General features: G+C 55.3%; 18 protein-coding genes. 12 read left to right on the top strand and 6 right to left on the bottom strand.

Features of this window, described 5'->3' with window-relative positions; all coding sequences use genetic code 11:
- The first annotated feature begins 19 nt into the window (after nt 1-19).
- Both SJQ66_RS05555 and SJQ66_RS05550 read left to right on the top strand, forming a co-directional pair.
- Nucleotides 20-3,241, top strand: a complete 3,222-nt coding sequence (locus SJQ66_RS05555) for an efflux RND transporter permease subunit (RefSeq protein ID WP_024904227.1) — start codon at nt 20-22, stop codon at nt 3,239-3,241.
- Between the two features lie 36 nt (nt 3,242-3,277).
- Entirely contained in the window at nt 3,278-4,834 is a 1,557-nt protein-coding gene (locus tag SJQ66_RS05550; RefSeq protein WP_081765005.1) for an efflux transporter outer membrane subunit, read from the top strand.
- Between the two features lie 7 nt (nt 4,835-4,841).
- Here SJQ66_RS05550 and SJQ66_RS05545 read toward each other — a convergent pair whose 3' ends face one another.
- Together SJQ66_RS05545 and SJQ66_RS05540 are read right to left on the bottom strand one after the other, a co-directional pair.
- Nucleotides 4,842-6,044: a sugar transporter gene (locus tag SJQ66_RS05545; protein ID WP_096335585.1), complete on the bottom strand. Its 1,203-nt coding sequence runs from the start codon at nt 6,042-6,044 to the stop codon at nt 4,842-4,844.
- A gap of 267 nt (nt 6,045-6,311) precedes the next feature.
- Nucleotides 6,312-6,935: a histidine phosphatase family protein gene (locus SJQ66_RS05540; RefSeq protein ID WP_081765002.1), complete on the bottom strand. Its 624-nt coding sequence runs from the start codon at nt 6,933-6,935 to the stop codon at nt 6,312-6,314.
- A 318-nt stretch (nt 6,936-7,253) separates the two neighbouring features.
- On the opposite strand from SJQ66_RS05540, the gene SJQ66_RS05535 reads away from it, so the two are divergent.
- The 6 genes from SJQ66_RS05535 to SJQ66_RS05510 all read left to right on the top strand — a co-directional run bounded on the left by SJQ66_RS05535 (nt 7,254) and on the right by SJQ66_RS05510 (nt 12,090).
- Nucleotides 7,254-7,475 (top strand): CbtB domain-containing protein, encoded by a 222-nt coding sequence (locus SJQ66_RS05535; RefSeq protein WP_046152119.1) that lies wholly within the window; start codon nt 7,254-7,256, stop codon nt 7,473-7,475.
- Between the two features lie 15 nt (nt 7,476-7,490).
- Nucleotides 7,491-8,228 (top strand): CbtA family protein, encoded by a 738-nt coding sequence (locus tag SJQ66_RS05530; RefSeq protein ID WP_253463963.1) that lies wholly within the window; start codon nt 7,491-7,493, stop codon nt 8,226-8,228.
- 39 nt (nt 8,229-8,267) lie between these two features.
- Nucleotides 8,268-9,149, top strand: a complete 882-nt coding sequence (locus SJQ66_RS05525; RefSeq protein WP_024904233.1) for a LysR family transcriptional regulator — start codon at nt 8,268-8,270, stop codon at nt 9,147-9,149.
- 468 nt (nt 9,150-9,617) lie between these two features.
- Entirely contained in the window at nt 9,618-11,165 is a 1,548-nt protein-coding gene (locus SJQ66_RS05520; protein WP_253463965.1) for a methyl-accepting chemotaxis protein, read from the top strand.
- A gap of 50 nt (nt 11,166-11,215) precedes the next feature.
- Nucleotides 11,216-11,656 carry a hypothetical protein gene (locus SJQ66_RS05515; protein WP_046152121.1) on the top strand — a complete coding sequence of 147 codons (441 nt, stop codon included), beginning with the start codon at nt 11,216-11,218 and terminating at the stop codon, nt 11,654-11,656.
- 101 nt (nt 11,657-11,757) lie between these two features.
- Complete coding sequence (locus tag SJQ66_RS05510; protein ID WP_024904236.1) at nt 11,758-12,090, top strand: hypothetical protein; 333 nt, start codon at nt 11,758-11,760, stop codon at nt 12,088-12,090.
- Between the two features lie 137 nt (nt 12,091-12,227).
- Here the strand turns inward: SJQ66_RS05510 and SJQ66_RS05505 are convergent, their stop codons facing one another.
- The 4 genes from SJQ66_RS05505 to SJQ66_RS05490 form a co-directional block, all read right to left on the bottom strand.
- On the bottom strand, nt 12,228-13,451 hold the full coding sequence (locus SJQ66_RS05505; RefSeq protein WP_320534062.1) for an MFS transporter: 1,224 nt from the start codon (nt 13,449-13,451) through the stop codon (nt 12,228-12,230).
- 52 nt (nt 13,452-13,503) lie between these two features.
- The gene (locus tag SJQ66_RS05500) at nt 13,504-13,968 is read right to left on the bottom strand and encodes a MarR family winged helix-turn-helix transcriptional regulator (RefSeq protein ID WP_046152122.1); all 465 of its coding nucleotides are present in this window, start codon (nt 13,966-13,968) and stop codon (nt 13,504-13,506) included.
- Between the two features lie 282 nt (nt 13,969-14,250).
- Entirely contained in the window at nt 14,251-16,407 is a 2,157-nt protein-coding gene (locus tag SJQ66_RS05495; RefSeq protein WP_320534061.1) for a TonB-dependent receptor, read from the bottom strand.
- A gap of 448 nt (nt 16,408-16,855) precedes the next feature.
- Nucleotides 16,856-17,296, bottom strand: coding sequence for a MarR family winged helix-turn-helix transcriptional regulator (locus SJQ66_RS05490; RefSeq protein WP_046152124.1), 441 nt, complete (start codon nt 17,294-17,296; stop codon nt 16,856-16,858).
- Between the two features lie 232 nt (nt 17,297-17,528).
- Between SJQ66_RS05490 and SJQ66_RS05485 the strand changes: the two genes are divergently transcribed.
- The 4 genes from SJQ66_RS05485 (at nt 17,529) to SJQ66_RS05470 (ending at nt 23,175) form a co-directional block, all read left to right on the top strand.
- The gene (locus SJQ66_RS05485) at nt 17,529-18,242 is read left to right on the top strand and encodes an SDR family oxidoreductase (RefSeq protein WP_046152125.1); all 714 of its coding nucleotides are present in this window, start codon (nt 17,529-17,531) and stop codon (nt 18,240-18,242) included.
- Between the two features lie 120 nt (nt 18,243-18,362).
- Nucleotides 18,363-19,769, top strand: coding sequence for an MFS transporter (locus SJQ66_RS05480; RefSeq protein ID WP_320534060.1), 1,407 nt, complete (start codon nt 18,363-18,365; stop codon nt 19,767-19,769).
- Nucleotides 19,770-20,548: 779 nt separating this feature from the next.
- Nucleotides 20,549-21,028 (top strand): hypothetical protein, encoded by a 480-nt coding sequence (locus tag SJQ66_RS05475; protein WP_320534059.1) that lies wholly within the window; start codon nt 20,549-20,551, stop codon nt 21,026-21,028.
- A gap of 29 nt (nt 21,029-21,057) precedes the next feature.
- Nucleotides 21,058-23,175, top strand: a complete 2,118-nt coding sequence (locus SJQ66_RS05470; protein ID WP_024904244.1) for a sensor domain-containing protein — start codon at nt 21,058-21,060, stop codon at nt 23,173-23,175.
- The last annotated feature ends 111 nt before the right edge of the window (nt 23,176-23,286 follow it).

Raw genomic sequence — 23,286 nt, 5'->3', positions numbered from 1 at the left:
AGGACGCCGGAGCGCCCAGATGAATATCTCAAAATTTTTTATCGATCGACCGATCTTCGCGGGTGTCCTGTCCGCGATCATCCTGCTCGGCGGCTTGATCGCCGTGTTCCAGTTGCCTATCTCCGAGTATCCGGAAGTGGTGCCGCCGTCCGTGCTCGTGCATGCGCAGTACCCGGGCGCGAATCCGAAAGTGATTGCGGAGACCGTTGCCGCACCATTGGAGGAACAGATCAATGGCGTGGAAAACATGCTGTATATGCAGTCGCAGGCTAACAGCGACGGCAATATGACAACCACGGTCACGTTCAAGCTCGGTACGGATCCTGACAAGGCGCAGCAACTGGTGCAGAACCGTGTCTCCCAGGCCTTGCCACGTTTGCCGGACGACGTGCAGCGCCTGGGGGTGACGACGATCAAGGCATCTCCCACCATTACCTTGCTGGTCCATCTGATATCGCCGAGTGGCCGTTACGACTCCACTTATCTGCGTAACTACGCATTAATCAATGTGAAGGATCGGCTTGAGCGTATTCGAGGCGTAGGACAAGTGCAGATTTTTGGTGCCGGCGATTATGCGATGCGCGTGTGGCTCGATCCGCAGAAGGTGGCGGAGAAGGGGATGACCGCGACCGATGTTGTCAATGCGATTCGCGAACAGAACGTGCAGGTGGCTGCAGGTGTGATCGGGGAATCGCCTTCGATGCGCAACACGCCATTGCAGTTGAATGTTAACGCGCAAGGTCGACTGCGCAGCGAGGACGAGTTTCGCGACATCATCCTGAAAACGTCGCCTGATGGGGCGGTTACCTATTTGAAGGATGTGGCACGTGTCGAATTGGGGGCTTCCGAGTATGGTCTGCGCGCCTTCCTGAACACGAAGTCCGCGGTGGCCGTCGTAATCAATCAGCAGCCCGGTGCCAACTCGCTGCAAATTGCCGATCAGGTCCGCGCCGAGATGAAGGACATGCAGGCCGACTTTCCGCCGGGCTTGTCCTATGACATCGTCTATGATCCCACGCGTTTCGTCAGCGCCAGTATTCATGCCGTGATGCATACCCTGATCGAGGCCATCGCGCTGGTGGTCCTGGTCGTCATTGTTTTCCTGCAGACGTGGCGTGCTTCGATCATTCCGTTGCTGGCAGTACCGGTGTCGATCATCGGCACGTTCTCCCTGTTGCTCGCGTTCGGCTATTCGATCAACGCCTTGTCACTGTTTGGTCTGGTGCTGGCCATCGGTATCGTGGTGGATGACGCGATCGTTGTTGTCGAAAACGTTGAACGAAATATTGCCGCCGGTCTCTCGGCGAAAGCCGCGACCTATCGTGCGATGCAGGAGGTCAGTGGTCCGATTGTCGCCATCGCGCTGACCTTGGTGGCGGTGTTTGTGCCGCTGGCTTTCATGTCAGGCCTTACGGGGCAGTTCTACAAGCAATTCGCGATGACCATCGCGATTTCGACGGTGATTTCGGCATTCAATTCGCTGACGTTGTCACCGGCCTTGGCGGCCATGCTGCTGAAAGGACACGATGAGCCGAAGGATTGGTTGACGCGTGTCATGGATCGATTATTCGGTGGCTTTTTCCGGATATTCAACAAGGTATTTCATCGCGGCTCCGAACAATACGGGCGTGGCGTATCGCGCATTATCGGACGCAGGGCGGTGATGCTGATGTTGTACGCGGTCCTGCTTGGTGCGACGGTGTTCATGGGCAAGACCGTGCCGGGGGGCTTCGTACCGGCACAGGACAAGCTCTATCTGGTTGCCATCGCGCAGTTGCCAAATGGCGCGTCGCTGGATCGCACCGAGGAAGTGGTGCAGGAAATGGGCCGCATTGCATTGACGGTGCCCGGTGTATCGGCCGCGGTGCAGTTTCCGGGCTTGTCGGTAAACGGCTTCACGAACTCGTCAAGCGCCGGCATCACGTTCATCGTATTGGACCCGATCGACAAGCGACCCGGCCATGTGCCAATGGACAAGATTCTGGCCGAATTGAATACCAAGATGTCCACGATCAAGGGGGCGTTCCTTGCCGTATTCCCGCCACCACCGGTGTTGGGACTCGGCACGCTTGGCGGATTCAAGCTACAGATCGAAGACCGCGGATCGCAGGGCTATACCGCGTTGTATGACGCGACCCAAGCCTTCATGAAGCGCGCGGCGCAAGCGCCGGAGTTGGGGCCGACGTTCTCGAGCTATCAGATCAACGTGCCGCAATTGAACGTCGAACTCGATCGGGTGAAAGCCAAGCAGCTCGGTGTCTCCGTAACCGATGTTTTCAATACGATGCAAGTGTACCTGGGATCGTTCTACGTCAACGACTTCAACAAGTTCGGCCGTGTCTACCAAGTACGTGTGCAGGCGGATGCGCGTTTCCGATCGAATACCGGCGATATTGGTTTGCTCCAGACGCGTAATGCGAACGGTGACATGGTGCCGTTGTCGTCGCTCGTGAAGGTCACGCCAACCTATGGTCCGGATATGGTGGTGCGTTACAACGGCTATACCGCCGCCGACGTCAACGGCGGGCCGGCGCCGGGCTATTCGACCGATCAAGCGCAAGCGGCGGTACGCCGCATTGCGGCGGAAACGCTGCCACGTGGGTTCAAGTTCGAATGGACCGACCTCTCGTACCAGCAGGAACTGGCGGGAAACGCCGCGTTCATCGTCTTCCCGATCAGCGTGTTGCTCGTGTATCTGGTGCTTGCCGCGCTGTATGAAAGTCTGGTGCTGCCACTTGCGGTAATCCTGATCGTGCCGATGAGCATCCTGTCGGCGTTGACCGGCATCTGGTTGACGCACGGCGACAACAACATCTTCACGCAGATCGGATTGATGGTGCTGGTGGGCTTGTCGGCGAAGAACGCGATTCTGATCGTCGAATTCGCGCGGGAACTGGAGATGCAGGGCCGCACTCTCATCCAGGCTGCGGTGGAGGCGAGTCGCCTGCGCTTGCGTCCGATCTTGATGACCTCGATCGCTTTCATCATGGGAGTCGTGCCGCTGGTGCTGGCGAGCGGCCCAGGTTCCGAGATGCGGCATGCCATGGGGATCGCCGTCTTTTTCGGCATGCTGGGGGTGACATTGTTTGGCCTCATGCTGACGCCGGTTTTCTATGTGGTGTTGCGCAAGCTTACGCGCAAAGCGCATCTGGAGGACACGCATCACCGGCATCCTGCGATCCAGGGCGTGGATGCTTCCTGGAACGGCGACGGTGGCCGAGCCGCAGATGAATCGTCGTGAGCGCGCGCAACGGGTGAAGAGAGAAACGAAATGACAATGCATTATCTCAAGCGATATATCGCGCCGCGGTTCGCCCGGTTGGCGCCACCGGTGGCGTTGTCCGTCATGACCGCATGGGTGTTGAGCGCATGCTCGATGGCGCCACATTATGAGAAACCGTCGATCGGCACGCCAACGGCATTCAAGGAGTCTGCCGCGCAGGTGTCCGATGCGTCTGACACCGATACGACGCCGGAAGTGTCGGACCCAGGCGCGAGAACACAGTGGAAGGTTGCGGCGCCGTCGGATCAATTGCCACGCGGTGAATGGTGGCGTATCTTCGGCGACACGACATTGGACGGCCTGGAGTCGCGTGCCGTATCGGCAAGCCCAACCTTGCAAGCCGCGTTTGCCCGGGTCAACGAATCCCGCGCGACGCGTGACACCGCTCGCGCGGGCCTGTTCCCGTCGCTGGGCGCGGGCTTTGGTCCCACGCGAGAAAAGGTGTCCGGGGCGTCGCAGTTGTTGTCGGACAATGCCACCGTACCGTCGCAGACACTGTGGCGTGCCCAAGCCACTGCATCGTATGAGGTCGATTTGTTCGGCCGCGTTTCCGATAGCGTACGGGCAGCCCGTGCCGACGCGGAGCAAAGCGATGCCCTGTATCGATCGGTGTTGCTTACGCTCCAGGCCGACGTCGCGCAACAGTATTTTGCCTTACGGTCGCTGGATGCTGATCGTGACGTCCTGCGGCGTACGATCACGTTGCGCAAGCAGGCACTGGATTTGGTCCAGCGACGATTTGCCGAAGGCGATATCAGCGAGTTGGATGTGGCCCGTGCGCGCAGCGAACTGGCCAGCGCGCAGTCCGATGCGATGACGGTGGAAAGGCAGCGCGCCAGCGCCGAGCACAAGCTGGCGGTGCTGGTGGGCAGTACGCCGGAATCGTTCACCATGCCGGACAGTCCATTGCAGGCGGTGCATGTGATCGTACCGGCGGGATTGCCCTCTTCATTGCTAGAACGCAGGCCGGATATCGCCGCGGCGGAACGGGCGATGGCGGCCGCGAACGCGCGCATTGGCGTAGCGAAAGCGGCGTATTTTCCTTCGTTGTCGCTCACTGGCACGGCGGGCTTCGAAGCGGCGACGTTGGGAGATTTGTTCAAGTGGTCGAGCCGTGCCTTTGTCCTCGGACCACTCACTGGTACCGCGTTGACCTTGCCGATATTCGACGGCGGTCGTCGCCGCGCGCAGTTGGCGCAGTCCCGTGCCCGCTTTGACGAACAAGCGGCGAACTATCGATCTCAGGTCCTCAATGCGTTTCAGGAAGTAGAGGACAGCCTCTCTGATTTGCGCATCTTGCGTACCCAGCGCGACACCGTGGCGGTTGCCGTGCAGGCGTCGGCGCGCGCGGCGTCCCTGTCTCGCCGGCAGTATGCGGAGGGGGAGGTCGACTATCTGAGCGTGATCGATTCTGAGCGCACTGCCTTGCAGTCGGAGCGGACCGCGACGCAACTGGCAGGGGTACAGGCGGCCGCGACGGTGGCATTGATCCGCGCATTGGGCGGCGGTTGGGGAGCGGTGGCGGGTGTAGGTTCCGCCCCCCGGATGTAACGCGCGGTCAGCTCGTCGGCGCGCCGATCTGGCGTGCGAATCGGCGCGACATGTAGTAGACCAGGGCTACGCCGAACAACGCGACCAAGCCGCCGCCGAAGCCGATATATCGCATGCCGACGTGGGCCGCGACCACGCTACCCAACAAGGCGCCGCCGCCAATGCCGACGTTGTAGATGCCTGAGAACATCGCCATTGCTACATCCGTGGCATCGCGTGCGAGCGTCAAAACCTTGGCCTGCAATGACAAGCCGAAGCACATGATGGCAATGCCCCATAACACGCTCAACCCTTCCAGCAGATAAGGGTTGCCGGAGAACGGCAACAGCAGCATCAGGCTGATCGTGATCACGACAATCGCGCCGATCAACAATGCAAACGGGAATTTCCCGCTCAGTCGATTAAAAAGGAAAGAACCGATGACACCCGAACCGCCGAACAACAAAAGCAAGGCCGTGACCATCGGGCCGCTCAACTGCGCCACGTCGTGCGCGAACGGTTCGATATAGCTATATCCGGTGAAGTGTGCCGTCACGACAAGCGCGGTCAGCGCATACACGCACAGCAGCGCCGGTCGCTTGAACAAGATTGGCAGACTACTCAGCGAGCCGGCATTTTCGCTCGGCAGCAACGGCAGTGCGCGAGCAAGTTGGTACGCGGCCACTGCCGCCACCGCGGCAATCGCGAGGAAGGTGTAACGCCACCCCACCAATTCACCGAGCATCCGGCCCAGCGGTATACCCAGCACCATTGCCAGACACGTACCGGTGGACAGCAGGCTGAGCGCCTGGACATGCTTGCCTGGCGGTGCAACCCGGACCGCTAACGATGCCGTGATCGACCAGAAAATTGCGTGCGCAAATGCGATCCCCACGCGGCTCAGTTCGAGCACATGGAAACTCCATGCAAAACCAGAGACGACATGGCTGACGATAAAGACGACAAATAACGCGATCAGCAGCTTGCGGCGCTCGACTGATCGCGTCAATAACATCATCGGCAATGACAGCAGGGCGACGACCCAGGCATACACGGTGAGGATCAGTCCCACGGCCGAAGGCGGCATGTCGAACGACGCACCGATATCGCTCAGCAGCGCGACCGGCACGAATTCCGTGGTGTTGAAAATAAATGCGGCCAGAGCCAGTGCAATGACACCGCGCCAGTTATCGGTCGGGTCTTTCGGCGCGTCGGATGCAGGCAAATCCATCGGTCAATCTCGGGGCAGGAAAAAGTGGGTAACTGCCCATATGCAGCCATGAGGAGCGTGCACGCAGCGTGGCGATCGGCGATACGGCGTGATGCGCTGCAATATGGGCAGCAGTCGAGTGTACGCCCGCCCCGAGGCGGGAGACAACTGCTTCTCGCGAATGTAATCGCATACAGATACGACCGTTACAAATAGTCGTATTTCGGCGTATGGAGAATCAATTTGCGTTGGCAAAAACACGACATCGATTGCTTCATCAATTCATTGCTAAAGCGTAAAAAGCGCAGCGGGTGCGACGTTCAGTTGAAAAAATGTCTCGATGGGGGCACGGCGTGCCAACAGAACTGCTGCCCGTATGACTGGCGCGCTGGCGATTGCCAATACCGGTAAAGCCTCGTCGTCGTCGCCCGCCTGATCGCTATCGTCTTTCATTACCGTGGCGAGCCAGATTGTCACGCGTCGACAGACCGCATTGAAAGATTCACCGCCAGGCGGTGCGAAAAACGGATCACGGGTCCATGCCTGTAAAGCGACTGGGTTGTCCAGACCGATTTGCAACGCGCTCGCGCCTGCCCAACTGCCATGATGCGGTGTGGCCAAGCCCGTGTCGAGGGTGATCTGGTCCGACGCGAAGCCGAGGCCGTAGGCAGACGCGACGGCAATGCGCGATGGCGCGCAACAAACCCGTACGTAAGTGTCAGTCAACGCGACAAAGTTCCTGCTTGTCCGCGTTGCCGTCAACTCTTCGATGGCGCGCTGGTCTAGGGCGTCGCCCGCGCTCCCCGTGCGAAGCGCGAGCAGGGCCGCGGCTTCGTTGTCACGCTCGGGGAACGCACCTTTACGCATTGCGGGTGTTGACGCGTGCGCCATCATAAGAATTGCGCGTGCCATTTCCGTTGCTCCCTATGCGTCCCTCGTCGCGTATCGGATTGCGGCGCGCGTTGCACGTTCATCGACGCGCGCTGTTCGTGAGGCCGTGCCGGAATGAGAGTGCACGCCTGGCGGCCTGCAAACACGCCCATGCCGTAGAATACGCGAATCGGGGAGCGGAAGCCGGTGGGAATCCGGCGCGGTCGCGCCACTGTATCCGGACCACATGCCACGGCGCATTATGTTTCGGTAGCCAGACCTGCCCCTGTAGTACGGTCGTTTCCTAAAACGCGGCCGCTTTTATCTTCGCCACGGGCGCACGACCCTAGGAGAAATACAATGCATGACCATGCTCTTTCCCAGCCGGTGGACGCCGGCGCCGCACCTGCCGCGATTCCCTTGCGCGACCTGCTGCCCTGGATCGTCTTCGGCGGCCTGCTGATGTTGATCGCTATCTATTTTGTGGGGGCGGAGGAGGGCGCGACATCGCTGATTCCAGGCATGTACGTCCATGAATTTGTCCACGATGCCCGACATTTGCTCGGTTTCCCTTGTCATTGAGCGAAGGCGGTCATCATGGTAGGTCGTCTTTTGATTCGCGGCATGGTTGCGGGAATTGCCGCAGGACTGCTCGCATTCGGGCTTGGCAAGATCGTCGGGGAGCCCCAGGTGAACCGCGCCATTGCGTTCGAGTCGGCAGAGCATGCGCATGACGGTGATCACGAGGAAGAACTCATTAGTCGCCATGTTCAGTCCGGACTGGGCTTGGCAACCGGCGTGCTGGTTTTTGGGACAGCGGTAGGTGGCTTGTTTTCGCTGACCTTTGCCTTCTGTTACGGTCGTGTAAAGGGCCAGTCGCCGCGCGCATTGTCGGCGTGGCTGGCGGTAGGGGCCTTCGTCTCTCTCGTCATCGTGCCGACGCTGAAGTATCCGGCGAACCCGCCTTCGATTGGCGATCCGGAAACCATCGGTTTTCGCACCGGGCTCTTTTTCCTCATGCTCGCCATCTCGGTTGTCGCTATGGTTTTTGCGTTGAGCGTGCGTCGTGCCGCGGTGGCACGATGGGGTGACTGGAATGGATCGATTGTCGCGGGTGCACTGTATTGTGCGATCATCGTGGCGGTGCAGGGAGGCCTGCCAACCATCAACGAGGTGCCGGCGACGTTTCCGGCATCGACGTTGTGGCAATTCCGCGTTGCATCGATCGGCATGCAGGCGGTGGTCTGGACCACGTTGGGTCTGTTGTTCGGCATTCTGGCCGAGCGTGTGATTCAGCATCGAAACGGTCCACTCCCGGCTGGTATGCGTGCCTGACACGATGCGCGGGTATCAGATCTTTGTCGAGCATGGGCAATGGTGAATCCGCAATGGTTGAAGACCTTCGCGCTGTTGGCGAAGCTAGGCAACTTTACGCGTACCGCGGAAAAGCTCGGACTGACGCAGGCGGCGGTAAGCCAGCATCTCAGGCATCTGGAAGCGGAGTATGGCGCGCTGTTGATCCGCAAGCCGCGCCGCATCGAGTTGACCGCCACGGGCCGCGCGCTTCTGGATTATTACGATGAAATCAATCGCGCGGACCATCGCCTGCAGCAACGCATCGCCGATGCCGATGAAGAAGACGGTGACATCACCCTGATGACGCCAGGGAGTGTCGGTCTGGTGTTGTACCCGCTGCTGCTGGATCTACAGGAAGCGCGCCCGGGGCTGACCGTACGGCATCGATTTGCGTCCGATCGAGAGACGCTGGAGGCAGTGTTGCAAAGCCAATGCGAGATTGGCCTCGTGACGTCCCGACCGGATCATACGCAGATCGAGGCCCGCTATTTCGCGCAGGAGCCACTTGAACTGGTGGTGCCCGCAAAGGCGGATATAGGAAGTTGGCAGGACCTGGCGGAACTCGGCTTTATCGATCACCCAGATGGCCAGGCGATGGCGCAGCGCCTGCTGAGCCGACAGTTCAGCGAAGCGTCGCATGTCGCCAACTTACGGCGTGTGGGCTTTGTCAATCAGATGGCATTGATCCTCGAACCGGTTGCCCGTGGCCTGGGGTTTACGGTGATCCCTCGCTATGCACGACAAGCGTTTGCCGATCAGTCACGTATTCGCGTGATGACAGCACCCGTAGCGGTGATCGATACACTATGGTTGATACATCGTGCGGAATGGTCGGTGTCGCGCCGCGCTACGCACGCCATCGACTATCTACAACAGCGCCTGGGCGAGCATCCGCTCTGAAATCGGCGTTCTCGCGACGAATAGGAAGATGCCGACGAAGCGCGGCATGATCAATACCTGCTTCAAATTCAAATCGTCGCGCAACCAGCGTATTGAAAGCCTCGCGACGAGGCGGCCTTCCGCAGGCGCCGCTCGACCTGGCGTCGTCAACGGCCGGGCAGGCCGCGGCCACGCTCGGCGCCGTCTCAAATAGTGCCGTGGCCACCACGTTATCTTTTGGTAATGCGGCGCTCTTAACACCCTCGCTTGTGAGTTGACCGCCCCAACCCGGTCGGTTTCATCGATTAGGCTCAACGCGGCTGCATTTGAAATGCGAAAGACCTAACGAGCGGCCTGAGCGTCTTTGAGTGAAAACCCTAATTTAGAAGTGTTGAAGATTTTCGCTTTTTCACTTCAGCAACTTTCCGCCGTAACGTTAATGCGGATACGGCTGCTGTATTGAGGCTAACTCCATCAAGGGGACTTACGATGTTAAGAAATTTCCGGATCAGCACCAGGCTGTTTATCGGCTTTGCCTTGACGCTACTTTTGACTGTTAGTTTGGGTGTCACGGCAATAATCGAGGCGGGAAAAATTCGTAATGCGGTGAATGACATTACGTCCAGATGGTTGCCTGGTGTGCAAATACTGGGAGAAATGGAGGCAAAGGCGAACGAGGTCCGGCGTTCCTCGTTGAGAGCGATTATGGAATCCAATCGCGAAAAAAAAGCCATCCAGTTTGACCAAAATAAAGCCTCCCTGAAGAATTACAATGAGGCTTTCGTACTCTACAAATCGCACGTCAATTCTCCAGCAGAGCAGGCAATTGCCAATAAGATCGAATCTGCCTGGCAGGCCTATTTGGTATTCAACACTCAAACGCTTGAACTTGCGAGCGCTGGCGAGAGTCGCCTTGATGAGGCAAGAACGCTAAGCGTTGGTAGCGCAGCAGGCAGTTTTAAAGATGCAATGGCCGCTATCCGGGAAGCTATCGAGGTGGATCGTCGCGGGGCGGACGCCGCTGCCACCGCGGCGGACCATAGCTACGTCGCTGCAGTGAACATTACGGCAAGCGTGATTGTTGTAAGTGTCGTTTTGTCGATCGTCATTGCAAAGATCATCTCTCGGTCTGTTACCGCACCCCTTGCCAAGGCGGTGCAAATTGCGAGCACCGTCGCAACGGGCGATCTGACGGCTGAGATCCGTAGTGAAGGACGTGACGAAATAAGTGGTCTGCTGGATACCCTCGGGTCGATGACAACGAGCCTGCGGGAGATAATCGGTAATGTCCGAGCGAGCAGCGAAAGCATCGCGCTTGGTGCCTCTCAAATTGCTGCCGGAAATGCGGATCTCAGTCAGCGTACAGAAGAACAGGCTGCTTCGCTTGGACAAACAGCATCCAGCATGGAAGAAATAACCGCGACGGTAAAACAGAACGCGGAAAACGCCACGCAAGGTAATCTTCTGGCGCTTAGCGCAGCGGAAGTTGCTCGGCGAGGAGGGGATGTCGTCAAGGAAGTTATTGAGAAAATGGAAAATATTTCGCAAAGCTCGCTACGTATTTCCGACATTATTACGGTCATCGAGGGGATTGCGTTTCAAACAAATATCCTTGCGTTAAATGCGGCGGTTGAAGCCGCCCGGGCCGGTGAGCAGGGTCGGGGATTCGCGGTCGTCGCAGGCGAAGTTCGTTCACTGGCACAACGCAGCGCGGGTGCGGCAAAAGAGATCACCGAATTGATCAAAGAGTCGGTAAAGCAAGTGGAAGAAGGCTCGGTGCTGGTCCACCGTGCCGGCAGTACGATGGAGGAAGTGGTGCATTCCGTGAATAAGGTAACGGATATCGTGAACGAGATCAGCGTGGCTTCGAAGGAACAACATAACGGCATTGAGCAAGTCAACATCGCTGTTTCGCAAATGGATGAGGTCACGCAACAAAACGCGGCGCTAGTTGAAGAAGCCTCGGCAGCAGCCGGGTCCATGGCGACGCAATCGGTATCGCTAAAAGAGCTTGTTACCAAATTCAGACTTGTTTAACGTGCCTTGATGCGCGAGTCATGACACTCATTACTTGATGGAATGACGTCATGGAGAGCAGTATTGGACGCAGTGCTGGCTTCGGCATGCTGTGCCCAACGTGGTTAAGACCAATTTTTCTCATACACATTGACAGCGTGATCCTGTGCGAAGGATCGACATTTCTGATGTCATGGCTAATGGATTACACCACGATAGCTGGTTGCTGTCAGCAAGCACTGGATAACCCGTTACCTATGAAGATCCAAACATATAGGACACCTGTAAAAATCGCGGGGGTATCGGTCGTGGACGCAGAATCTAAGCATAACGTCAAGTCGTCAGAGTGGGAAGACAGCCGACAAAATCTGGAGGGTCTATCGCGTCACGCGCTCATGGCGGTCGACTACCTGAATGTTCTGCTCGAACGACGCATTGCAGAACACGTCAGGAATCTTGAGCTTGAGCGGCTCGACTGGCGTCAACGGCGTAAAACCGGCGGCCTTCGCTAAGCGTCGTAACGTAAGCGCAAGCGGCCTCTTGCGGGTACTGTCACACAGTCTGCGGTGGGCATAAAAATGCCGGAATATGCTCTATCGATCAGGAGAGAGACATGAGCAGTAAGTACGATGACCACTATCTGGACGAGTGCGATCTCATATGCATCTTCGAAGTCATTGATTGTGCATACCTAGTGAACTGGGATAGTTGTGACAACTACGCGGAGTGTCAATGCGAATGCAAATTGGATCCGATGAATGCTTCCGAGAAGACGCAGGTCTTGTCGCTGTCGGAAGCACTGTCACGTCTTCGCGTTATCGAGGAGATATGCCACGAACGGTTATCGCCGAATGAACGTAAAGTCCTCTCCGATATTTGCAACACGATCCAATTTGCCGAGATGGAGGAGCGGTGGCGCGAGTTGCATTACTGCCATACCCCTTAAAGTAACGTATCAAATGACGTCCCTGGGCAGGGTGTCGGAACACTTGCGCGGCCGTTCGTTCAGTCCAGGTAGCGCCGATATCGCCTATTGCGCCGGTTCGAACGCGACACAGGTATGAGGTGGGGTAAGCCGTAACGTTAGCGTGGCCAGCGCTTGCTTTTCATCCAGGCCCATCCGCCATAAGCGGCTGCCGCAAAGCCGCCGGCTGCGCCCACGAGCAATCCGCATCGTGCGCCGAAATGGTCTGCGACCCAACCGACGGTGGGGGCACCTAGCGGTGTGCCGCCCAATGCGACGGCCATTCGAATGGCCATCACGCGACCGCGCATCGCCGGTTCCGTCGATAACTGCATAAGGCTGGAACTACTGTTCGTTACCGTTAGCGCGGCGACTCCAATCAGCACCAATGCCGCGGCGAAATACCATTCGTTCGAAGCTGCTGCTGCTGCGGTGCAGCCGACCCCGAACACCAGCGAGCCGATCATGACGATACGAAAACGCGGCAGCGCACGCTTTGCGCCTAAAAAGGCGCCACTGACCGTGCCGGCCGCCATCGCCGAGGAAAGCATTCCGTAGTGACCCGCATCAAGGTGGAAGACGCTGACTGCCATCGTCGAAATGAACAGCGCAAAGTTCAACCCGAACGTGCCCACGAAGAACAGCATGATCAACACAGTCTTCAAATCGTCGCGCGACCATACATAACGAAAGCCCGCGACAAGGCTGCCTTTCCCGCGCTTTGCACGTTCCTGTAGATGCAGATCCGAGATTCGAAGGCGATACAGTGAATACAGTACGGCAATAAAAGACACACCATTTAGCAAGAAAGCCCAACCGGTGCCAACGGCGGCAATGAGCGCACCGGCGGCGGCCGGTCCGATCATGCGTGCCGCGTTGAACGAAGTCGCGTTTAGCGCAACCGCGTTAGGAAGATCCTTGTCTCCAACAAGCGCGGAGACGAATACCTGCCGCACGGGGGCGTCGAACGCGGTCGTGCAGCCGAACAGCAGCGCGAAGACATTTACCTCCCAAAGCCGCACCACGCCGGTGACGGTCAGCAGCCCCAGCAGCAATGCCAGTACGCCCATTGTTGATTGGGTGAGCATTAGCAACTTGCGTTGGTCCATGTGATCGGCCGCATAGCCGGTCAACGGCAACAGCGCCATTTGCGGACCGAATTGCAACGCCATGACTACGCCTACCGCGGACGCGTTGTGATGGGTGAGTTGCGTCAACACCAGCCAATCCTGTGCGGTGCGCTGCATCCAGGTACCGATATTCGATACAAACGCGCCCGCGGCCCATACGCGGTAGTTTCGGTTGGAAAGCGAACGAAACGCGCTGGTGGACGAGCTAGTCATGCGTGCGAGTGTGCCGGGTGCCGTGGCAAGACATGATGCGATCCAATCATGGTCAGGTTCCGCTGGAACGATGTTCAACGAGACGGCGTATCAATTCGACCGCGTCGGCCAATTGCCGTTGTTCGTCGATCGACAGCGCTTCCTGTATCTGTCGGAAAAGCCAGTCTTGTCGGGTCGCGCGACCGGATTGCATACGCTGGCGGCACGCATCCGTCAGGGTGAGCAGGGTTTGCCGGCCGTCGTTCGGATCCGGACGGCGGCTGACTTGTCCAGCCGCTTCGAGCGCCGTGATGACCTCGCCCATCGATTGCGAGCGGATACCGACATTGCGCGCCAGCTGCGACAGCGGAATGGGTTCGTCCTTTTCCAGACGAAGCAGCACTGTTTTTTGAGACGGCGTGAAGTCGCCAGGGTCAGCCTGTTCCCTGAGCCGCCGCTTCAACTTTCCGGTAAGGGTGCGCACATCCTCGGCCAGGCGGAATGCGAAGGCGTCGGGTGAGGAAGGCGGAATGTCCATATCCGCACTTTAGCATATCGGAAGGTAACCTGTGAAGGTTGCCTTCGCAAAGCGTGGTTTGCGGGGCACTGTCACGTTATTGAGCGATGCGCGGGAAGACGGTATTTCACTGCCTGCTTTCAAAACGCGGACGAATTTCGAACAGTGGTCGCAAAACGCCACTTTTTTGCTTCACACATCACCAATGTGACAATGCCCCGATTTGATGCGACGGTCGACTCGCGAAATTGGGCGGTCCGGTCTGGTCATAGCGCCGACAGCACTTATGGTGCTGTCCGTGAATCAGAATTGTTTCGTTACACCCGCATAGACCGCACGATATGGTCCGTATTGCGGTGCGCCCACGCCGATGCCTGATCCGTCGCGCAACTCGTACATGCGCCCAAACGCGTTTTCCAACGAGACGCTGACACTGAACTTCCCAAGCACAGGTTCGTCGAACTTCTGCGTCACGCCCAAATTGAAGGTGGCATACAGCGGCAACTTATCTGTATTCGCAAAACCACTGCGTAATCCGCTCCCGACGGTGCCATCCGCCGAAATGGTCGTTTGGTGCCATTTGTACGCGCCGCCCATCGATGCCGTGACGCGTTGGTCGTGGTCGAGAAACACCCAGTGGTTCGAAATGAAGTTCAACTCGTCCTGGCCGAAATTGAACTGTGCCGAGTTGACGTTTTCGCCCTGGGCACGACTAAACGCAAGATTGAAATAACCACTCAGGTTCTCGCGCTTGTAATTTGCCGTGAACTCCACGCCATAAACGCGCCCTTTCTCGTAGTTGAACGGCGTATAGATCAGTGCTGTGCCAAATTGCCCTTCATCGAGCAATTCCTTGGCGCGCTTATAATAAGCATCGAGGCCGATGGTGACAGTCGAACTGAGTTTTTGCGTGACGCCAATATCGTAGTAGTCACTACGCTCCGGCATGACAGGACTATCTTGCGTGACCTCGCTGGCGTTTGTCGTACCCGCAAAGCGGTTAATCGTACTACCCGACACCAGTTCGAACGACGGCGGCGTAAAGTACCGCGCATAGCCGGCGTGAATCGTTGTTGTTGGCGTGAGCTTGAATACGGCGCCTACCCGTGGGCTCAACTGGCTCGCGTTGACATATTCGTTCATGCCGTCATACCGTAAGCCGTAATTCAGCGTGAGGCGATTGGTAACAGCCCACTCATCTTGTACATAGGCACTCCAGAAATATCCCGTCTTGCTGCTCGCATCGGCTATCGAGGTCGGTACATCGGACGTCTGGTTGCCATCCGCGTCGGTGGGAAATACGCTGACGGTATCACGGAACTGCGCATGCTCCTGCTGAAACAGGGTTCCAAAGCGCAGCGTATGTTTGGCGTTCAGGCGGTAAGTGAAATCGGTTTGCAAGCCATTCGTCGTGTCGTTATGAAAGTCGTCTGATGCCACGCCGTTGAACATCAGATCTCCCGCAACGTCGGGCGTGAAGTGGGTGCGCGTATAGCGGGTGAACAGCGAAACCTGGTAATCCAATTGGGCGCCGATGCTGCCCTGCAGGGATACGGCTGCGAAATTATTCAATTCCGACTGATTGTCATCCAGCGTCGACGAATCGAAACCGTCATGGCCGGCCAGCGCATAGCTTGTGGCCAGCCCTGGCGTATTCGGTATTTGGAATTGATTGCTCGTGCTGCCGAACAACACGCTGATACGTGTGTCCGAGTTGATCACATATGACATATAGCCGAAGCCATCGCCCTGCCGGGTATGGTCGTGCAGCGGAGACCCCGATGCAGTCGGCGATTCGATACCCAAATTGTTCTCTCCTAGAGAACCCGTAAAGAAATAGCTGAAAGGTCCCTTACTGCCGTAGACATCCGCGCTGGTCTTGAGCGTCTGGTGACTTCCGCCAAACATGCTGACGGCGCCTCCATCACCATCTTCACCGGATTTCGTCGTAATGTCGATGATGCCAGCCGTACGATAGCCATATTGTGCTGGCAGCGCGCCTGTCAAAAGATTGACCTGGTCGATAATCCGTGTGTCCAGTGACTGACCGAACCCGGAAATTGCCTCGGGGATGATGACGCCATTGATGCGATACTGCAGGTCCGCGTGATCGCCGCGTACGTGCAACTGGCCATAAGAATCGTTTGCGACGCCAGGTGCCTGCAATAGCACTTTGTTCAACGGGTTATCGGCGCCTTGCGGCAAATTATCGATATCGTCGCTGGTGATGCGATAAACCGAGCTGCCCGCCTCTGGCGACAAACCATTGCGGGTCGTGTCGAGCCTTTTCGCCGTGACTGCCACGCTCGATTGCGCTGCGTCCGTGCTTCCGATCAACGGCGCGACAGCATCCGACGCCGAAGCGGCAGGAGGTGGTGTCGTTTGTGCAAAGACAGTATTGGATAGGATAACGTACGAAAAAATCGAATAAGAAAGCGCGCGCTTCTTTTTGGAATGCATTATGGCCGGCTCAGAAAAAGACAAAGGTACGTTGCTTGATAAACGTAATGTTATATCGTTTCAAAAATTAGATAGAAATATTACTGTATTTATTTTTCAGTAATCTAATCGAATGATATAAATTCAGCGAAATAAGAGGCAAACACTACATTCTGCTTTCTAAGCGTTGTATGTACGCGCTACTTTGTTGCCATCCATCGATGATATTTCGAAAACCTTTCGCTGGCGGAGGATTGCTTCGCGTGATGGTGTCAACCACGCTGCGCTAGCCTTCAAAGCCGGCATATGCCGTACCACAGCATACCGCCCCCGCACATTGCTTTCTGAATTACGCCGTGCGGCAACTAGCCCGACACTAGGGGACAGGCGTCTTGGGTGCGCTTATAGTGTATGTCGCAATCGATTCCAGACACTCGAAGAAACACGAGATATGTCTCATCGACTTTGTTCACGCTTCCGATGTTGTACAGATTTTTTTTACGTTCTGTAATTCACTTCTAAGTGCTACCGCCCGGTCTTTGCCTATCAGATTCTCAAAAGCTTGCTGCGCTGCCTTCCACAGCTGGGCCGCCTCTTTCACCTTTATTTGTCCAGCGGGCGTCAATGTAAGAATCATCGCTCTCCCGCTCGTCGGCAATTGATTTAAAACCCACCCTGACTGTTGTAATGGTTTAAGCGCCCGGACGAGCGTTGTTCGTTCCATGACCATGAACTCCGCCAGTTGCACAATCGTCAATGTCTTCGCGGATGCCAGGCTAACCAAAATCGAAAATTGCGAGGACGACAAGCCAGAAGGAGCAAGATGCTCGTCGAAAAGTCTGGACAGATATCGTGCACTTTGCCTACTGGCCAAGCAATAGCAAAGACTGGGGCCGTGCGGAGGTTTCATTCCCGGACAGATATTTCAAGTGGTGGCACGTTGTATCGGTGTAATTGCACAATGAAGTGTAGCAGAACCGATAGCACTCGACGAGGTATGCCTAAGACAATGCGTCACTTGACAACTGTGCAATTGCACACATAAACTCCGCCAAGTGCTTCGGGGTTTGTTCTAATCGGATCGTCAAGGTTCTCGCGAAGCCCTGGGCGAACTTCCTACCGTTACAGTGCGGAGAAAATTGATGGAACTGAAAGGATCTGTTGTATTCGTGACTGGCGCATCACGAGGCCTGGGGCTGGCATTTGCAAAAGCGGCGGTTGCGCGCGGAGCGTCGAAGGTCTACGCCGGCGTGCGAAACCCGGAGAATGTCACTATCCCCGGCGTGACCGCAGTGAGGCTCGATGTCACGAACCCGGCGTCCGTCAAGGCAGCTGTCGAATTGGCATCGGACACGACGATTCTCGTGAACAATGCCGGGATCGCTCGCGTGATGCAATCCGCACTCGATGAAAACGCCATTGACGTTGCACGAGAAATCTTCGAAACGAATTACTTTGGCGTCGTGCATGTATCGCAAGCGTTTGCGCCCGTTTTGTTGCGCAATGGCGGCGGAGCGATTATCAACGTTCTATCCAGCGTAACGTGGTTCAGCATTCCACTTCTGGCGGCCTACGCCGCGTCAAAGTCGGCAGCGTGGAGCTTCACCAATGCGCTCAGGCTTTCGGTGAGTGGCAATGGTACGCAGGTCATTGGATTGCATGTGGGCTTCATGGACACGGACCTGACCAAAGGTCTGGATGTGCCGAAGTCCGATCCGTTACAAGTCGCGCATCTGGCGTTCGACGGTGTTGAAGCCGAAGTCAGCGAAGTATTGGCGGACGACGAGTCGCGAGAGGTAAAGCAGAGTTTGAGCACCGCGCATCCCGCATATTTTCATCCACCTTTACCGCAGTAAGCGTTAGCAGCTGGCGCATAGGGCGAGTGGTCAGCCTGCCGCCTTCTCGCTGGTCCATGTCTGTTTTGCACCAGCGAATCAAGCATTCAGCCGTGGCAGATCGGATTAAAGGAGTCAAAGATGTCGGGTGGTGACGTAAATAAGGGCATAGACGTAGCGCTGTTTGCACCGCGTCCGGGAACCCCGAATCAAGTTCTGGCGATCGTGTGTGCGGGGATGATTCTTGCAAACCTAGATTTGTTCATTGTAAATGTAGGATTGCCAAGTATATCGCAGGAACTTCACGAAGAAAAATTGGACAACCTGTCGTGGATCTTGAATGCTTATACGGTCACATATGCATCGCTCCTGGTGTTCTTCGGCCGTGCGGCTGAGCGATACCGACGAGATGTGACTTTCCTCTTAGGCGTTGGGCTCTTCACCGTTGCGTCCGCGGCGTGTGCGGCTGCGGGATCTGTCGAGACGCTGGCTGGTTTCAGAATCATCCAGGCGGCGGCCGCGGCCCTGATGACGCCAACGTCGTTGGGGCTCTTGCTGGCGACGTTTCCCCCGGAGAAGCGTGGCGCCGCCGTGCGGACATGGACCGCGATCGGTGGGGTTGCCGCTGCCTTGGGGCCGCTCGTTGGCGGACTTCTTGTTGTGATCAGCTGGCGTTGGATATTCCTGGTCAATGTCCCGATCGGCATAGTAGCGCTGGCGTTAGGATGGTGGAGATTGCCCCCTATACCAGGACATCATGCACGCAAGCCCGATGCGCTTTCTGCTTTCTTGGTGACGGTTGGAATCGCGTGCCTGACTTTCGCGATTGTCAAAGTCAACGACTGGGGATGGCGCGCTGTCTCGGTGCAAATCAACTTCTACTTATCCGTCCTGCTGTTAGGGGGATTCGTTTTCCGTTGTTTCACAACGAGCAACCCTTTGATCGAACCGGGTCTTTTCAAAAATCGCGCGTTCGCTGGCGCGTCTCTTGTCATGGCGCCTTTCTCAGCCGCTTTCGGCGCGCTTCTGCTGTCTGTCGTTTTATGGGAGCAACTGACGTGGAAGTGGTCTGCCTTGATGATCGGTGCGACCATGGCCCCGGGGCCGCTACTCGTCCCGGTGGTGTCATTGCTGTTTTCCAAGCACCTTATCCAGCGGTTTGGCGCTTCCAACGTCATCATCGCAGGAACGACAAGCTTCGCATTGGGGCTTATTTGGTGGTCGTGCGTACCTGGCACTCAGCCCGAGATATGGATCGCCGTTGCTGGAATGATTCCAATCGGCGTTGGCGTTGGGCTCACATTGCCGACACTGATGGGCGTGGGTACTTCCTCTTTGCCTGCAACGGCCTTCTCCACGGGTTCTGCGGCGATCAACATGATAAGGCAGGCAGCCATTGCCATCGGCGTTGCCGTGCTCGTCGCCTTGGTAGGCGCCCACGCGAACCCGATCGATTCGTTCAAGTTTGCTTGGCGAGTCATGGCTGTGATTACCATGATGGGTGTCATTCCCACGCTGCTGCTGATTCGCCGTAGTCGCACTCCTTGAGTGCGTAGGCCTCCGTCACGACGGCGCTCGCGTGTCACTATCGCCGACGCTATCTACGTTTTTGCAACGCAACGCAAGTCTCTTGATACGCATGGACGTCTAGTAAAATCCCTATCGGAACATAAGATGTTGATGAGCGGATGGTTCGGATATTGCGGAAAGCCGACAGCGTACCGATAGCCGAGCTGGCCGAGCGGCACAGGGTGCGCGAGGCGTCGATATACCGCTTGATGTAAGCGTTCTGGCGAGATGGTCAAGCGACGACCACGTGGTGCGCCGGCTTTCCGGCGAATATTTTCGATTTGGCTTGCGCCGAATTCGAACCATGCTTGGCCGCAAAGGTATTGTCGTGCGTAAGGAGCGCCGCGGTCGACTGCGACCGCAGACAGTACTGCATATTCCGCGACGGGTGTGTTGCGATGCAATAGTTCCGAAACCGTGTCGAAGTCGATACCGTGATTGACGACTGTTGCCAACATCACAACGAAGTTCGATCTTGCAGCACGTCACACGCGTATTGCCAGCCGTGCGAAGGCAATCCCAGCACCGCTGAGTGCCGCAGCGGCGGCGTGGCCTCAGGAAGCCGGGCAGAGGTCGGTCAGCGGATTAGCTGGTATCGCTTCTAGCCATGACCCTGCGCAGAGTTGCAGAAAACGCGAGATTACTACGTGGCGAGGCCGATTTATCAGGGTAAAAATCTATCGTCGGAACTATAAAGTTTGTGTCAATCGTGACGTTAGGTAAATATCATCGAATGTACTTAGGCCATTGTGTATCACTTGAAAGCCACTGCCGGGCTTGGGAATCATTTTGGTCGCATTCGTATGCGCGCGATGAACGTATCGGAATGTTTTTCCGGAATATCCTTTTTCTCCGGCAATCAGGCGACTACATCTCGTACCATCCGTGGTAAATCGGAATTTCCTACCGAAATAAAAATCGCCGATGTGGCACGGGCAATGCGCGATCTTAGATTGCTGGTGAACCTCACCGCATTGCATCCGAATGCCTTGCTTCTGAAGAATCCGCCAAGAGCAGACGATAATGTCAGTGGTGCAGTCGGCAAAATTGTTGCTTACTGGCCCGGCGCGATTGCATTCCTGGACCTGCTTTACGCTCACATCAATGGTGATGTTGCCACCGCGACATTTTCCTTGATTCAGACTCCCACCGTGCTCCTGCAGAGCATTTTCAGGAAAGCTATAACAATATCAAAAGGCGAGATGCGGCCTAAATGGATGGGGTCGCTGAAGCTTTGAAGCCGACTATCCCAAGGGATGGGAGATATATGATGCATCACCATAAAATGTCCAATACGCGTTCAAAGGCATCGATTTCTCAAGAGCAACTCTTGGTAGATCCCGAGATTCATGGGTTGATAATCCGTGATTCGCCTAGTGCACTCGTCATCGCCACCGAAGAGCGAAGAATCGTCTTTGCCAACCCTGCATGCTATGAAATGCTGGGATATTTTCAAGGCGAGTTATTGGAAAAATCCACCCTGGATATCACGCACCCCGATGATCAAAATATAAGTGATGGTGCTGTCAAAAAATTGCTGAATGGTGAAGTAAATAATATTTGTTACGAGAAGCGCTATCTGAGAAAAAATGGTACTGCTGTCTGGGTTCAAATGAGTTTGAGCCTGTTAAGAACATCCAGGCGATTCTCGGCCTACTTCATAGGGCAATGTATCGATATTTCAGAAAACAAAGCCCGGGAGAACATGCTCTTTGAAGAAAAGGAATTGGCTCAGGTAACGCTGAACTCGATAGCTGATGGTGTCATTCGCACCAATGCAGAAGGAACCATCACGTTGTGCAACAAAGCGGCACTTCAGGTTCTGCATGAGCAGGAAGAGTCAATCGTAGGAAAGAAGTTTAATGAAATTGTTTCTGTAACCACGCAGGTGGAAGATCCTACTTTTAAAGAAAAGAGATATATCAAAAAAATACCGAATCTTCATTATATAAGAGTTAATAAGAAAAAAACCTTGCCTGCTTTTCTTTCCATGTCCTCCATCCGTAATATGGATCAGGAGATAGTGGGTAATGTTCTGGTCTTTCAGGATGCACGCGGCATCGTATCGCTTTCGGAAGAACTTGCCATTCAGGCCACCCATGATCATTTGACGGGTTTACCAAATCGATTGGCGCTTGAAAGTGAAGTAAAAAAGATTCTGAAAACACTGGATTTTGAGAAAAACGGCAAAAGATATTTTGCCCTTTACATTGATCTTGATCGTTTCAAAAAAATAAATGATAGCTGCGGTCATTTGGCTGGAGATCGATTGTTAAAAAATATCAGTTTAATTCTTTTAAAGCTGGCGGAGCCGCAAGATTTCTTTTCTCGTATTGGTGGCGATGAGTTCTTGTTGATCACAAGTGGCATGGGGATTGATGAAATCAACGTGAAGGCGGAGAAAATATTGGCCGCTATTCGTTTATATAAATTCCATTATGAGGGCGGCATTTATTCGGTTGGTGCTAGTATCGGCATCACGGAGTTTTTTCAGTTCAAATCGATGCAAGATATATTTTTCGAATCTGATTCCGCGTGCTACATTGCAAAAAAGACTGGGCGTTCGAATTTCAAATATTTTAACCCGAATAATAATGTTATTCTGGAATATAAAAATGATTTACATTGGCGTGAACGCGTAACCTCGGCACTTTACGATTTTGAGTCAAAGCAAAAAGATGAGTTTGAGCTATTTTTTCAGCCCATTGTCGATGCTCATAAGTCGATCGTAGGATCCGAGGCATTGATACGGCTACGATCGGTAAATGGTGATGTTATTCCTCCACATGATTTTCTACCAACAGCCGCGCGCATGGGGATGATGCCAAGCATCGATCGTTGGGTCTTGATGAATGCAATTTCGATCATCAAGAAATTGAGAGATAAAGATATATTGAAAGATGTTCTCGGTGAGTTCGTGGCTGTAAATATAAGTGCTGACTCGGTTGCTTCGTCCTATTTCCGCGATACCTTTTTGGCATATATCTCTTCCTGTCCCGATGGATTGCACCGAATTCGTATTGAAATAACGGAAACAGAGCACGGTTCGTGGGGCGAGGATGAGATTTCTTTTTTGAGACTTCTGCGTGATAAAGGTGTGCAGATAATTTTGGATGATTTCGGAGTTGCGTATAACTCTTTTGGCTTATTAAAGCGGTTGCCCCTTGATGGAATCAAGCTTGATCGAATTTTTATTTCTAATTTAGGTGACGATGTAATCAATTACAATCTTGTCGTTGCGATTGTAAATATAGCGAACAATCTGGGCTTAAGTGTCGTGGCCGAAGGTATCGAAGATGAAGCAACCTTCGATGATCTTAAAAAAATAGGATTGAAGATGTTTCAAGGTTTTGTTTTTCAAGAACCACGCCCGTTGCGAATGTAATCAAGACGTTGGCTCGCGCTTTTACTTGCACTGGACTGTGAAAGGCGCCAACAAGCGCCTGCATGCGATTTGGTCATGATTGTCATTGATGCGGGTGGCACCGCGCCCGTG

The organism is Robbsia andropogonis (assembly GCF_034047095.1).
GTDB classification, from domain to species: domain Bacteria; phylum Pseudomonadota; class Gammaproteobacteria; order Burkholderiales; family Burkholderiaceae; genus Robbsia; species Robbsia andropogonis.
This window is presented reverse-complemented; position numbering and strand designations above follow the sequence as displayed.

Excerpts from the sequence above, each read along its gene's own strand:
- SJQ66_RS05555 (WP_024904227.1), top strand. The coding sequence starts at position 20 with ATGAATATCTCAAAATTTTTTATCGATCGACCGATCTTCGCGGGTGTC.
- SJQ66_RS05550 (WP_081765005.1), top strand. The coding sequence starts at position 3,278 with ATGCATTATCTCAAGCGATATATCGCGCCGCGGTTCGCCCGGTTGGCG.
- SJQ66_RS05545 (WP_096335585.1), bottom strand. The coding sequence starts at position 6,044 with ATGGATTTGCCTGCATCCGACGCGCCGAAAGACCCGACCGATAACTGG.
- SJQ66_RS05540 (WP_081765002.1), bottom strand. The coding sequence starts at position 6,935 with ATGGCACGCGCAATTCTTATGATGGCGCACGCGTCAACACCCGCAATG.
- SJQ66_RS05535 (WP_046152119.1), top strand. The coding sequence starts at position 7,254 with ATGCATGACCATGCTCTTTCCCAGCCGGTGGACGCCGGCGCCGCACCT.
- SJQ66_RS05530 (WP_253463963.1), top strand. The coding sequence starts at position 7,491 with ATGGTAGGTCGTCTTTTGATTCGCGGCATGGTTGCGGGAATTGCCGCA.
- SJQ66_RS05525 (WP_024904233.1), top strand. The coding sequence starts at position 8,268 with ATGGTGAATCCGCAATGGTTGAAGACCTTCGCGCTGTTGGCGAAGCTA.
- SJQ66_RS05520 (WP_253463965.1), top strand. The coding sequence starts at position 9,618 with ATGTTAAGAAATTTCCGGATCAGCACCAGGCTGTTTATCGGCTTTGCC.
- SJQ66_RS05515 (WP_046152121.1), top strand. The coding sequence starts at position 11,216 with ATGGAGAGCAGTATTGGACGCAGTGCTGGCTTCGGCATGCTGTGCCCA.
- SJQ66_RS05510 (WP_024904236.1), top strand. The coding sequence starts at position 11,758 with ATGAGCAGTAAGTACGATGACCACTATCTGGACGAGTGCGATCTCATA.
- SJQ66_RS05505 (WP_320534062.1), bottom strand. The coding sequence starts at position 13,451 with ATGACTAGCTCGTCCACCAGCGCGTTTCGTTCGCTTTCCAACCGAAAC.
- SJQ66_RS05500 (WP_046152122.1), bottom strand. The coding sequence starts at position 13,968 with ATGGACATTCCGCCTTCCTCACCCGACGCCTTCGCATTCCGCCTGGCC.
- SJQ66_RS05495 (WP_320534061.1), bottom strand. The coding sequence starts at position 16,407 with ATGCATTCCAAAAAGAAGCGCGCGCTTTCTTATTCGATTTTTTCGTAC.
- SJQ66_RS05490 (WP_046152124.1), bottom strand. The coding sequence starts at position 17,296 with ATGAAACCTCCGCACGGCCCCAGTCTTTGCTATTGCTTGGCCAGTAGG.
- SJQ66_RS05485 (WP_046152125.1), top strand. The coding sequence starts at position 17,529 with ATGGAACTGAAAGGATCTGTTGTATTCGTGACTGGCGCATCACGAGGC.
- SJQ66_RS05480 (WP_320534060.1), top strand. The coding sequence starts at position 18,363 with ATGTCGGGTGGTGACGTAAATAAGGGCATAGACGTAGCGCTGTTTGCA.
- SJQ66_RS05470 (WP_024904244.1), top strand. The coding sequence starts at position 21,058 with ATGATGCATCACCATAAAATGTCCAATACGCGTTCAAAGGCATCGATT.